Here is a 12,387-nt window from a genome sequence, read left to right on the forward strand (position 1 = left end):
CTTTTGCACCTCTAAAGCTTACTCGACATCAAAGTCGATCAAAGTCAACGAGGGCTCGAGCAGCCCCTGCCGAACCGCAGGAAGCAAAGCTTCCGAGGACCGGCAAAACAAAAACATCCGGGCAATCCCTCGGACATCGCTCATAATCAACGCGGGGTGGAGCAGCCCGGTAGCTCGTCAGGCTCATAACCTGAAGGCCGCAGGTTCAAATCCTGCCCCCGCAACCAAAGCAATATGCAACAAAGCCCCGCGGCGTAAGCCTTGGGGCTTTTTTGTATTTAGGCCTGCGCCGAGCGCTGTAGAAGCTGAATTGTACAAATGGCGCCTTGATAGGCTCTTTCGATTCACAGAGATCGTTAAATCCGAGCAGGCGGCCGATGCGGAGTGCAATTTGGGTAGCGGCCATGGACGCGTCTTCGTAATTGCTCGAAAAGCAGTCCGCGCGCCGAGTGGCTGAAAAAGACGGGCGTTCGTGAGGCATCATAGGAACGGCTACGGGTTCCTATGTCAGCAATGCTCGGGATGTTTGTCGTCATAGCTTGGCTGAGGCGGGGCCACGATCGGCCCCGAACGGATGAGCCTCAGCCTGATATATCTCGGCTGAGGCTAAGATTTTGCGGCGCTACTAGTGCTTGGTCCAGCGGAGCAGGCCCACGTCGTAGCCCAGAGCCTTTGCTTTGTTGACGAGCATCTTGCGCGTTTGCTCGGAAGGCTTCGGTGTGCGGGTGAGAATCCAGAGATACCTGCCGGAAGGTTCGCCTACAATCGACCATGAGTAGTCGTTCGCGTGGTCGAGGACCCAGTAGTCGCCATAGAATGGACCGAAGAACGACACTTTGAGTTTGGCATTGCCGCTGTCAGGAACGATTTTTGCGCGGCCCTCAATTTCTTTCTTGCTGCCCTCAGGGCTGCCTTTCCGGCACGTGTTGATGACCTTGATCATCCCGTCATCTCGAAGAGAGTATCGCGCTGTGACGCCCTCGCAATCCGTTTCGAAGGCGTTTTCATAACGGGCGAGTTCGAACCAATCGCCGAGATACCGGTTCAGCTGAACCGTTTTGCTCGGCTGGGGGACGGATGCATTGCCGACCGGGCCTACCGTGGTGCAGGCTGCCAACAATCCGCTAGCGATGATCGGGAGAAAGATTCTGAGTTTCATGGTCGTTTAATGAGGCCTCACGCTGATAGTTCCCAGGCGTATGTCGATCGGTATCAACATTTTTCGCCAGCGTCGAGTTATAAGCGAAAAAGCGACTTAGCTCTTGGGTCGCTTTGCTGTTTGCGCAAACATAATTTCGTGTGTGTGGTGAGGGTGACTACGACCGTAGCCAGCGGTAACCATCAGTTCCTTCTTTCAGAGTCCATGCGTCGCTGCAGCTTGTGCCGCAGGTGATAAGTCAGACGATGGCGCGGTCCAGACATTGCTCCTCAAATTTGGGGCATGGCTCTCTGCGGTCCGATGGTCGTCAGACATGGCGGCTTCAAGCGTAGGATCGGTCCAAGCTTAAAAGCAGCGTGGTAAGCGAAACTAAAGAAGCTTTGGCGGATCCTCGGATGTCAACGCGCTTCGACGCATTGAAGGCATGACCGCAAACTTCCACGGCTCCCCTAACGTTGCGCATCGGCAGGGAGAACCGTCACTGTCTCGCCGACGACCGAGCAGGTAACGTTCCTCGCAGAGGCGGAATGTTGTTACCAAAAAGGTTGAAGCGTGTGGGGTCCATGCCTTCCTGCCGGTAGCGAAGTCCGATGCCTGCAATGGAGGACTCGAACTCCTCGCGGGCGGCAAGCCTTGTCCTCAACTCTTCCAACTGCGTCCTGTCGCCTATGAGCGACTCGATGATGGCAACTGCTCTCTCGCTCAACGTCTGGCGCGAGAGCGGCGAACCGAAGTTGAGTTTCAGGCGAAACGTGCTCCAGCTTTCTCCTTTGGCACCGCGTATCTGGATAAAGATCGATGGGTCGTGGCCGGTCTCTGGGAACTCAAGAAAGCTTGTACACTCCCACTCCCCGTTCGCGCCCTCCTGAAACACCGGCGGATTTTTCTGGGAGAGGTCCGACATGCCCCGGCAGCGGCTTGCATCGAACGTCTTTGCCGGAAGTCGAGCGCCTTTGGACACAGCCTGAATATGGGGAGGGGAAGCGATCCGGAGCGTTGCCTTCGCCGTGTCTATCGGCATCAGCGCGAGGGACAGGATGGAGATCATGAGCATCCCTGAAAGCTCCGCTTCAAGATCAGTTCGACGACGATCGGCTGCCGTTCATGGTTCGGTATTGGCACAGCGACAGTTCTATCATCGATGCCTCAACGATCCGTATAGATGAGACTGGTCATAGCGAGAGCATATCGCATGAAGCGTAATTGCTTTAGCGCTCAGACAATGGGTCAAAAAACAAAGGCATGAAGCATTGCGGGCGGTCCGGTGATCGGCACGAATGCTCTGGGGATATGAAGACGGATGTCCTCAGTTTCCCCGCAACCTAATAACACGTTTCCCTGACAGTCTTAAGGTCTGTTGCGCTAGCTCTCGGGCTGTGATGAACCGCTTCGAACCAGTCCTTTCTCTCTGTGAAAGACATTCCGGTTGAGCGCGGCTCACTAGGCGCAACGATCCAGGCGCAGACAGGACAAGCGCATCGATATCCGCAAGACGCATTCACAGCGCCCAGGTCTGCGTTCTATTGTAGATCCGCGTCACGTCTTGGCACGATATAGCGCATGGACAGTGCGTAGCTCCATGAAGCAGCACGCAGCGCTGATCGTCATGACTGAAGCTTACCCGGTCAAACCGCGTTGCAGCTCGCCTATGCGCTTGAACCGTTGCCTGCGGGCGGAGCCGGTATTTTCTGACAGCGACTGAAGCATGAACTCGGTCATGGCGACCAGGTGCAGCATACTCTCGCCGCCGTTCTGGTTCAGCGGGATGGTAAGGCAGATATCTGCGCTTTCCGGGCCCCATTCATAGAAGCGAGTTGTGATCAACAGGGTCTTGTAGCGGCCCTGTTTCGCCATCTTGGCAAGACGCTGGAGAGCGGGAAGGTCGCCGCCGCAATCGATCAAAATCAGCAGCGTGTTGTCCGGCTCCTCATCCATCAGCTCGATATAGGTCGAACCGTCGCTCTGGAGATAATGCACGCGCTCGCGGCACTCCAGTAGCTTCATATAGAAGTAGCGACAGAGCCCGAAGGTTTCGGCGGAGGAGGCAACAAAGACGTTGCGGCTTTGGGCGATGGCATCCAGTGCGGTCTTCCAGACCGCCTGGCCTGCCAGATCATAGACCGCCTGGACTGCCTGTATCTGTTGCAGCATCAGCGCCGAGAGCGGGGATTGGCGCGTATCCCTGCTTTCAGGTACAGCCGCTGCAGGCGCGGGATTTCTTTCGCGCAGGTGTTCGCGAATATCGCTCAATTGCCGATAGCCGAGAGATCGCAGAAATCTGCCGACCGTCATCGGGCTCAGCCCCAGTTTTTCCGCAAGCGTCGCAGCTGTCTCGAATGGCAACTCGGTCAAGTGCTCCATGAGATACTTGGCGATGCGCCGCTCCGCAGGCGTACCGGACTTTATCAATCGAGAAAGATCGATCAGTAGCTTTTCCAACAATGCCTCTTCACGTTTCTATCGGGTGACGCTTCGAAGCCTTCTATCTTCGAACGCCAAGAGAGTGATTTGCGACACACCTTATCGCTTTTGAGAGGAAAATACTATTTCTCCCCCGTTCTTTTTAATAGTTTAGGCATGCCTTTTATGTCAGGTAAAGATGGCCGCAATCACATTATTCAGAAAAATGTCATAAAATGGTGTCCTTGTGGAAGGTGCATCGTCGCCCTATGTCTCCATCTCCAACATATTGGAGTGGATGGAGAGTCTTTTGATCCTGAACGCAGCTAGACGCGCATTTGAAAACCTGTTCGCGTCTCAGACACGCTCCGTGTTCTGGAAGGTGCTGGGGCTTACCATTCTTGTTTTGATCGGTCTGTGGTTTGCCATTCGTGGGCTTTTCCTCTGGCTTGCCCTGCCGTGGCTCGATTCTCTTGTTCCGGGCATGCCGGATTGGGCAGGGTGGATGAGTGTCGTGCTGGCGGTGCTGGCAGGCATCGGCCTGGCGCTGGCGCTTGCTCTGTTGATCTCGCCCGTCACGGCGGTCATCGCCGGATTGTTTCTCGACGATGTGGCAGAGGTTATCGAGCAACGGGACTATGCGACCGAGCCTGCCGGTCGCGCCATGCCGCTTGGGGAGGCGGTGGTGTCCTCCGTCAAGTTCTTCGGCATCGTCATTCTCGGCAATGCCATCGCGCTTCTTCTGCTTCTCGTGCCGGGCGTGAACCTGATCGCCTTCTTCATGGTCAATGGATATCTGCTGGGGCGAGAGTTCTTCGAATTCGCGGCGATGCGTTTTCGCTCGCCGGCCGAGGCGCGCGCTTTCCGCTCCAAGCACGCGTCCACCGTTTTCATGGCGGGGCTCGTCATCGCGGCCTTTCTCGCGGTTCCGTTCCTCAACCTGCTGACACCGCTGTTTGCCGCATCCTTCATGGTGCATCTGCATAAATCGATCAGCCGGAAAGACCCGTCATTTACGGCGGTGTCTACAGGGGCTCGTTCAGGCACCAATCAGCTGGGCCGGTAGCTCCACCAAAGGCGCCGGTACATCCCAGGTCTTTTCGGGTGATTTGCAGATATCGGCGATAACGCATCGCTCGCATTCGGGTTTTCGCGCTTTGCAGCAATAGCGCCCATGCAGGATCAGCCAATGGTGGGCGTGGAAGAGGTAGGGCTCTGGAATGATACGCACCAGCCTCTCCTCGACCTCGTCCGGGGTTTTGCCGGGTGCGAGCAGAATGCGGTTGGCGATGCGGAAGACGTGCGTATCGACGGCGAGCGTGGGAATGCCAAACGCCATGGACATGACCACATTCGCAGTCTTTCGGCCAACACCGGGCAGCATCATCAGCTCTTCGCGGCTTTTGGGAACCTCACCGCCGAAATTATCGATCAGCATCTGAGACAAGGCGATGACGTTCTTGGCCTTGTTTCGGTAAAGTCCGATGGTCTTGATATGATCGATCAGCCGCTCTTCGCCGAGCGCCAGCATTTTTTGCGGTGTATCGGCAATGGCAAACAGCGCTCGTGTCGCCCGGTTGACGCCGACATCGGTGGCCTGGGCGGAAAGTGCTACGGCCACCACCAACGTGAAGGGATTTGTATGTTCCAGCTCACCCTTCGGCTCCGGCCGCTGGATGGAGAAGCGGCGAAAAATCTCGTTCAGTTCCTCTTGCGAATAGGCGGTCTTCACGCGTTTTTGCCTTGGCTTCGCCGTCGAAATTGACTTTTTCAACGTTTGGGTGCTGGATCGTTTCTTGTCGATTGTCATAACAAATCTACATGCGCGTTGATCAGCCGTATCGAGGAAGGCAGATGGAAATGCTCAACGATCAGCCGGTTTTTTCTGCCGAACTCATTCCCTATCGCTCGTTGGGGCGCAAGGGTTTTCGTGTGTTGCTGCTGATCAGCGCGCTGGTGGCGGTCTTGTATGGTGGCTTTTTCCTCGTGACCGGCGCCTGGCCGATCGGCTTTTTCCTGGGGCTCGATTTTCTGCTGCTCTACGTGGCGTTCCGGGCAAATTACCGTGCGGGGCAGGTCAAGGAACAGGTCGTTGTGTCGCGCACCAGCCTGTCGATCCGCAAATTTTCCCCCAAAGGCGATATGGTGGAACATCGATTCAACCCGTTCTGGGCGCGCTTTCGTGTGCGCCGGCACGAGGAATTCGGCATATTGTCCATGCATGTTTCCGGGGAAGGACGCGTGACCGATATCGGCTCCTTCCTCAATCCCGATGATCGCGAGAGTTTCGCCAAAGCCTTTCGCAATGCACTTGCCACTGTGCGGCTGAAAATCTGATAGGGACTGGCGCAAGAAACGGGTGGAGACGGGCGACGTGTCATGGTCTTGTGCTCACCAAGGAGACACGCCCATGACTGCCAATATCATGCTGAAAGAAGATATCACGCCGGTCGGCAGCGATTACGACACTGTGCGACAGGTGATCGAGATTCTGACGCTGGATTATCGTGACCAGCCATCGCTTGAAGAAATCGCTGCCCGCCTCGACCAGTCGCCCACGCAGTTGCAGAAGACCTTTACCCGTTGGGCCGGACTTTCACCGAAAGCCTTTTTGCAAGCGGTGACACTGGATCATGCCAAGCGGCTGCTGCGCGAAGAGAACCTTCCTCTCCTGGAGACTGCCATCGAAGTGGGCATGTCCGGACCAAGCCGACTGCACGATCTGTTCGTGACGCATGAAGCCATGTCGCCCGGCGAATGGAAGATGAAGGGCCGCGGGTTGCAGATCCGCTATGGGTATCATCCATCACCCTTTGGTCTTGCGCTGGTGATGATCACCGATCGCGGACTTGCAGGCTGTGCCTTTGCCGATCCAGGTGAAGAAACCGCCTGCTTCGAGGACATGGCGAGACGCTGGCCGAACGCCATCTATGTGGAAGACCAGGCGGCGACTGCGCCCTATGCGGAGCGCATCTTTGATCCCGCCCGCTGGACCAGCGATAAGCCCTTGCGCGTCGTGCTGCTTGGCACGGATTTTCAGGTGCGGGTGTGGCAGAGCCTGTTGAAAATCCCGATGGGCCGGGCAGTGACCTACTCGCATGTGGCCCAAGATATCGGCCAGCCGACGGCATCGCGTGCGGTGGGTGCCGCTATCGGCGCCAACCCCATTTCCTTTGTCGTGCCCTGCCACCGCGCGCTTGGCAAAAGTGGCGCGCTGACCGGCTACCATTGGGGGATTACCCGTAAGCGTGCGATGCTGGGTTGGGAGACAGGGCGGGTGTGATCAGTCCTGTCTGGCAGTAGTCTGTGCACTCTCCAAGTCCATCAACGCCCGTGCCGCTGCCTCGTCAGTAATCAGCGTGTTGCAGCCAATGCGTTTGATCGTGGCGCGGATGGCGGTGGCGCGGTGGGCGCCGCCGGAGGCCAGCACGATGTGTTTGGCCTTTTTCAGCGTGTCGAGATCGATCGCCATGGCGTGATTGTTGATCGGATGATCGACGGAGCGGCCTTCGGCATCGATGAAGTTGAACATGGTGTCGCAGACGCAGCCTGCCGCCACCAGCTCTTCCAGCGTCTGTTTGGAAATGAAGCCCTCCGATAGCGAGGTGGAGTGCGGGCCGATATCGCCGCAGCTGACGATGGCCAGATCGAGGTTTTCGGCGAGCGCGTAGAGTGTGCTCAGTCCGCATTTCTCAATCAGCGCTCGCTTGGTTTCACTGGAGTCGACCAGAAGCGGGGCGAGAAACATGTAACATTCCGCACCGAGTGCGCTTGCCAGCCGCCATGTGTAATCAAGCGGGTTGGTCTGATGCACGGCGACAATCCCGCCGAGTAGCGAGACGACCTTGCAGTTTTCCCGCCGCGGCGGGCGAAAGCTGGAGAGAGAGGCGGTCATGGTGCGGCCCCAGCCGACGCCGATGGTGGCATTGTCCGGCACGACCTCAGAGAGAAACTGGCCGAGCGCCAGGCCCACCCCCTTGGCGATATCCTCGGCTTTGTTCGAGCCTGTCGGAATGATCACCGCCTCATCTAGGCCATAGGCTTTTTCGAGCGCGATCGAAAGTTCGACGTAATCCTCGATGCCTTCATTGATCCAGATCTGCACGTCGGAGCGCTTCATCGCCTCGTCGAGCAGGCGGATGACGGTGGAGCGGCTGAGCCCAAGTTTCTCGGCCACATCCTTCTGAGTCATGCCCTGATTGTAATACAGCCATGCGGCGCGCAACCGCAGTGAGGCAGCTTCGGAATAGGCGGTATGGGTTTCTCTACGCAGTTTTACCACTGTCTTATGTCATGTCCTGGTCTGAGTGTGCTTGAAATACGGGTGTGGCGCTCAAGGCTCTCTAGGTTGAAGCAGAGCCTGTAGAGAGGCGCGCGTTTTATCGCTGCATTTTTCCGCCTTACGCATGGCAAGGCGGAGGGTTTGTCTGTCCTTATCGGATATCACGGGAGATGCTACCTCTATAAGCGAGGTCAGCGGCGCTAAGCGAGCATCGCACCAGCGCGGCTCCATGCCATCCAAGCCGATCGCCTCCAAGCCGCCCTCGATGACCGTGGTGACGTTCGAATATGTTCGTACACGTATTGCCGTCGCCTCTGGATCGTTGGAGAGCGCAGGTGTCGCAGAGAAGATTTTATGCATGTTGGTCAAGACGGCGCGCGTAGACCACAGCGCTGCGTCCAGACAAGCACCGAGTTCTCGCATGTTGACGTTGATATCCTTCTGCGTGCCTCCGGCAGAAATGGCGTCATAGACGTCCATGACAACGCTGACCGAGCGTGTGTAGCTGGAGAGTGCTCGATAGTCTTCAGCGGAGAGTTCTACCAGCTTTTCCGCCTCCTTCGGGCGGCAGAGAATATCGAGCATGATCGAAATCTCTGGCTTGGAGGGCCTCATAGCTGCCTGCGAGCGACCATTGCGCGCAGCAAAATCCTTCAAGCTTCGTGCAGCGTTGTGCATATCCTCCAGTCGCTCGGAAGACGGTACCGATGCTGGGTCGTCCATCACGTCTGACGGCGGCGGCGCAAATCTAAACCGGACCTCGCCTTTGATGCCCATGGCGGCAAGTTGCGGCTGGCATCGAAGTATTGCCCTTATTCCCGCAGTGGCGAATGCTTCATTCAGCGCCCCTTCGCCTTTTTCGATGACGGCTGGCCTTTGATCGAGCGATCCATCCGAAAGGAACGTTGCGGAAATGACGACCGGACCGGTTGCCCCCATGGGCGGGGCGAAACACGCCTCGACTGCACGCTGAAGCTCGGAAGGATCGACAGGTTTTTGCGCATCCGCCAGCGCTTCCTGATGGAAAACCGCCAGGGCGAGCATCGTCCCGGCAATCCGCAGCAGGCTTTTGGGTCTTAGTCTTTGCATCCGCGCTGGGCTCATCAGTCAGAGGTCTACAGAACGATCGTCTTCACGGTCATTTGTCGCTTGCCGGATGCACGACAGCGTCATGACTTTGCCCGGCCTCATGGTGTTCGAGTATTGCAGGGTTGAAACTTATGTCAATTGCGATGGGCAAATGTCTTGACTTTCGTCCGTCGCCTGCGCGATACTCAGGGTGAACAAACGCCCTTGTCGCCGTCTGTATGCTCACCCGTGCGGAACGAAATTCGATAGCGATGGTTTCCGAAAAAAATCACAAGGATTATACGGCATGACTTCCAAGCTTGATCAACTTCGCGCCATCACCACTGTGGTTGCCGATACCGGCGATATTGAAGCGGTGGCCCGTCTGAAGCCGGTGGATTGCACCACCAACCCTTCCATCGTGCTCAAGGCGCTTGGTACGCCGGCCTTTGCCGACACGGTGAAGGAAGCGGTGTCCTGGGGCCGCAAGCAGGGCGGAAGCTCCGAAGGTGTAATTGCCGCCGTGGCCGATCGTCTGGCGATTTCGGTCGGTGCAGCCCTTGTCGATCTCGTTCCCGGTCGCGTTTCGACCGAAGTGGATGCCGATCTCTCCTTCGATAGGCAGGCATCGATCGCCAAGGCGCACAGCATCATTGCTGCCTATAAGGAGCGCGGCATCGAGCGTGAGCGTATTCTCATCAAGCTGGCCTCCACTTGGGAAGGCATCAAGGCGGCGGAAGTGCTGCAGGCTGAAGGTATCGACTGCAATCTGACGCTTCTCTTCTCCCAGGCCCAGGCGATCGCCTGCGCCGAGGCGAAGGCCTTCCTCATCTCGCCCTTCGTCGGCCGCATTCTCGACTGGTACAAGAAGTCGACAGGTGAGACCTACACGGCTGAGACCGATCCGGGCGTCATCTCGGTGCGCCAGATCTACAATTACTACAAGGCGAACGGCATTGCGACCGTCGTTATGGGCGCATCCTTCCGCAATGTCGGCGAAATCGAAGCGCTTGCTGGCTGCGACCGCCTGACGATCAGCCCCGCGCTTCTGGAAGAGCTGGACAAGGACACGGGCACGCTGGAGCGCAAGCTTTCTCCGGATCATGCCAAGGCAGAGCCGCTGCAGTCGCTCGACGAGAAGAGCTTCCGCTGGCAGCTCAACGAAGACGCCATGGCGACGGAAAAGCTCTCCGAGGGCATCCGCCTGTTTGCCAAGGATCTGGTGTCGCTACGCGAAATCGTCCGCAAGGAACTGGCAGCCGCGTAACGGCAAAAAGCCGGGAACTGAATGGGCGCCCGGTCGTTTTATTCTCATAAGATCTCCAGTCTTGAAGCGCGGCTGCTCCCCCTGGCAGTCGCGCTTTTCCTTTCCTAGATCGTCTGTCGTTACTGTCCGGCCACGACCTCGGAAATCGCTTTTGCAGTCTGACGGATCAGGTCCAAACAGTCGTCTTCCTTTGGCGCCGCTTCGTTGAGTGAACCGATGAAGGGGCAGGTGACGACAGCGAGCGCCGTACCATCAAGCGTCAGGATGGGCGCGGAAATGTTGAGTACGCCTGCCGTCTGCAGGCTGTTCATGCTCTCATAGCCTTGGGCCTTTACCTGTTGGAGTCGTTCGCGCAGGCCTTTAGGCAGTTCCCTCTCGTTGCCGCGCAACTGTTCGGCAATCATCAACTCCCGTTGCGTATCGTTCTGGAAGGCCAGAAGGACGTGGCCGGAGCCGGTGTTGAACAGGCTCATCTGGGCGCCGACGCGAATGGAGAGCGCCCAATAGGTGGATGAATCCTGCTGCGCAATGACGACGACCGAGCCGCGGTCATAGACTGCCAGGTGGCAGGCCTGCTGCGCCTTTGCGGAGAAATCGCGCATCATCGGTGCGGCAAAGGAAACGAGACGCCTGATCGGCTGATGGAAGTGGGCAAGACCAAACATCTTCAGGGTCAGGGCAAAGCGATCGCCGTCCTGACGCTGCACATAGCCGCGGCGCACCAGGCGATCCAGCATCCGATAGAACTCGTTCGGGCTCTTGCCGAGCGCCTTGGCGATCTCCACCTGCGTCAGGCCGCCATCGGTGCGGGCCAGAAGCTCAAGGATATCGAGACCCTTGTCGAGCGCGGGAGCGCGGTATCTGTCGCTATCGTCGTCCGTCATAGGGCCTCTATCGATTGCATGCTGGCTTGACGGTCTGTGAATACACCGTTTACATATGAATTGTCGATGCATATTTGAGATATAGCGCATAGAGCGCCGGGAGGAGAGCCATCATGGCCCAGGATTTTTCAGGACAGACCGTTGTCATTACCGCAGCGGCGCAGGGTATCGGCCGGGCAACGGCGGAACGCTTCATCGCGCTCGGTGCGCGCGTTATCGCCACCGATATCAACGAAGCTGCGCTCGCAACCCTTGAAAATGCCGAGACCCGCGTTCTCAACGTTCTCGATGGCGCTGCCGTCCAAGCCTTTGCCGCCGAGATCGGCTCTGCGGATGTGCTCTTCAACTGCGCAGGCTTCGTGCATGCCGGCACCATCCTCGACTGCGAGGAAAAGGACTGGGATTTCTCCTTCGATCTCAATGCCAAGGCCATGTATCGCACTTGCCGCGCCTTCTTGCCCGCCATGCTGGAAAAGGGCAAGGGCGCGATTGTCAACATGTCGTCAGTGGCGTCCAGCGTCAAAGGCGTGCCGAACCGCTTCGCCTATACGGCTTCCAAGGCTGCAGTCGTCGGCCTGACCAAGTCGATTGCCTCTGATTTTGTCACCAAGGGTATCCGCTGCAATGCGATCTGCCCGGGTACCGTCGACAGCCCCTCGCTGCATGAGCGTCTGCGCGCCACGGGCGATTACGAGAAGGCGCTCTCCGACTTCATCGCGCGCCAGCCTATGGGCCGTATCGCCAAGCCGGAAGAGATCGCAGCGCTGGTCACTTATCTCGCTTCGGACGAGGCAGGGTTCACCACCGGTCAGATTCACGTGATCGATGGTGGCTGGACGGCTTAAGTCCGGATATTGCGTCTTTCTCGACTTAAAGGTCGAGGAGGGCGGTGAAAGCGGATAGGCCGATCTTTGCCAATCTCCACTGGTCACCGATATCACCAAACAAAAACGGTCGGGGGCGGCCCGACCGTTTCTGCATTAAAGGGATCGCATGATCCTTAGAGGATAGCCTGGCCGGCCATCAGCGCCAGCACCAGGAAGATGACGAAGACAACGACCGCGATGAAGAACAGAATTCGGGCGATGCCTGAAGCTGCCGCGGAAATTCCGGTGAAGCCGAAAACACCGGCGATGATCGAGATCACGAAAAATATCAGGGCCCACTTCAGCATGGTCGTTCCTCTTACGTCAGATTTGAAACGGGCAAACGCTTGAGGGTCTGGACTCACTCGTTTGTCATCAGGTCGTTGTCGTAAGAGCGATTTTAACGCTCGCGCGACATGCAATAATGACGCGAAAGTGAGGGAAGAGGTTCCAGGGTACCG

The 12,387-nt window shown here is 57.4% G+C and carries 13 protein-coding genes and 1 tRNA gene; 6 read left to right on the forward strand and 8 right to left on the reverse strand.

The features are described 5' to 3' along the window. Positions 1–150 precede the first annotated feature (150 nt). Positions 151–227: transfer RNA gene (locus QZ869_RS20320), tRNA-Met, on the forward strand. A gap of 398 nt (positions 228–625) precedes the next feature. Here QZ869_RS20320 and QZ869_RS20325 read toward each other — a convergent pair. The 3 genes from QZ869_RS20325 to QZ869_RS20335 all read right to left on the reverse strand — a co-directional run bounded on the left by QZ869_RS20325 (position 626) and on the right by QZ869_RS20335 (position 3,598). Further along, complete coding sequence (locus QZ869_RS20325) at positions 626–1,159, reverse strand: lipocalin family protein (RefSeq protein ID WP_296106983.1); 534 nt, start codon at positions 1,157–1,159, stop codon at positions 626–628. A gap of 478 nt (positions 1,160–1,637) precedes the next feature. Continuing rightward, positions 1,638–2,213, reverse strand: a complete 576-nt coding sequence (locus QZ869_RS20330) for a DUF6030 family protein (RefSeq protein WP_296106985.1) — start codon at positions 2,211–2,213, stop codon at positions 1,638–1,640. A 563-nt stretch (positions 2,214–2,776) separates the two neighbouring features. Beyond that, on the reverse strand, positions 2,777–3,598 hold the full coding sequence (locus tag QZ869_RS20335) for a MurR/RpiR family transcriptional regulator (RefSeq protein WP_296106987.1): 822 nt from the start codon (positions 3,596–3,598) through the stop codon (positions 2,777–2,779). 271 nt (positions 3,599–3,869) lie between these two features. On the opposite strand from QZ869_RS20335, the gene QZ869_RS20340 reads away from it, so the two are divergent. Next, the gene (locus QZ869_RS20340) at positions 3,870–4,625 is read left to right on the forward strand and encodes a sulfate transporter family protein (RefSeq protein ID WP_296014461.1); all 756 of its coding nucleotides are present in this window, start codon (positions 3,870–3,872) and stop codon (positions 4,623–4,625) included. Here QZ869_RS20340 and nth read toward each other — a convergent pair. After that, a complete protein-coding gene (gene nth / locus QZ869_RS20345) occupies positions 4,599–5,369 on the reverse strand; it encodes an endonuclease III (protein ID WP_296077946.1) in 771 nt (256 codons plus the stop codon). The two genes, QZ869_RS20340 and nth, sit on opposite strands and share 27 nt — an antisense overlap. A 44-nt stretch (positions 5,370–5,413) precedes the next feature. On the opposite strand from nth, the gene QZ869_RS20350 reads away from it, so the two are divergent. Beyond that, positions 5,414–5,896, forward strand: coding sequence for a DUF2244 domain-containing protein (locus QZ869_RS20350; protein ID WP_296014458.1), 483 nt, complete (start codon positions 5,414–5,416; stop codon positions 5,894–5,896). A 73-nt stretch (positions 5,897–5,969) separates the two neighbouring features. Next, complete coding sequence (locus tag QZ869_RS20355; protein ID WP_296039413.1) at positions 5,970–6,842, forward strand: bifunctional helix-turn-helix domain-containing protein/methylated-DNA--[protein]-cysteine S-methyltransferase; 873 nt, start codon at positions 5,970–5,972, stop codon at positions 6,840–6,842. Here QZ869_RS20355 and QZ869_RS20360 read toward each other — a convergent pair whose 3' ends face one another. Further along, a complete protein-coding gene (locus tag QZ869_RS20360; protein WP_296039416.1) occupies positions 6,843–7,841 on the reverse strand; it encodes a sugar-binding transcriptional regulator in 999 nt (332 codons plus the stop codon). Positions 7,842–7,892: 51 nt separating this feature from the next. Next, positions 7,893–8,930 (reverse strand): hypothetical protein, encoded by a 1,038-nt coding sequence (locus QZ869_RS20365; protein WP_296106991.1) that lies wholly within the window; start codon positions 8,928–8,930, stop codon positions 7,893–7,895. A gap of 286 nt (positions 8,931–9,216) precedes the next feature. Between QZ869_RS20365 and tal the strand changes: the two genes are divergently transcribed. Beyond that, the gene (tal, locus tag QZ869_RS20370) at positions 9,217–10,176 is read left to right on the forward strand and encodes a transaldolase (RefSeq protein ID WP_296106993.1); all 960 of its coding nucleotides are present in this window, start codon (positions 9,217–9,219) and stop codon (positions 10,174–10,176) included. A gap of 119 nt (positions 10,177–10,295) precedes the next feature. On the opposite strand, the gene QZ869_RS20375 is transcribed toward tal, so the two are convergent. Beyond that, the gene (locus tag QZ869_RS20375) at positions 10,296–11,060 is read right to left on the reverse strand and encodes an IclR family transcriptional regulator (protein ID WP_296106996.1); all 765 of its coding nucleotides are present in this window, start codon (positions 11,058–11,060) and stop codon (positions 10,296–10,298) included. Positions 11,061–11,173: 113 nt separating this feature from the next. Between QZ869_RS20375 and QZ869_RS20380 the strand changes: the two genes are divergently transcribed. After that, complete coding sequence (locus QZ869_RS20380) at positions 11,174–11,905, forward strand: SDR family oxidoreductase (RefSeq protein ID WP_296014449.1); 732 nt, start codon at positions 11,174–11,176, stop codon at positions 11,903–11,905. A gap of 155 nt (positions 11,906–12,060) precedes the next feature. On the opposite strand, the gene QZ869_RS20385 is transcribed toward QZ869_RS20380, so the two are convergent. Beyond that, on the reverse strand, positions 12,061–12,234 hold the full coding sequence (locus QZ869_RS20385; RefSeq protein ID WP_296014448.1) for a DUF1328 domain-containing protein: 174 nt from the start codon (positions 12,232–12,234) through the stop codon (positions 12,061–12,063). Positions 12,235–12,387: the final 153 nt, after the last annotated feature.

The organism is uncultured Agrobacterium sp. (genome assembly GCF_913777885.1).
Taxonomy (GTDB): Bacteria; Pseudomonadota; Alphaproteobacteria; order Rhizobiales; family Rhizobiaceae; genus Agrobacterium.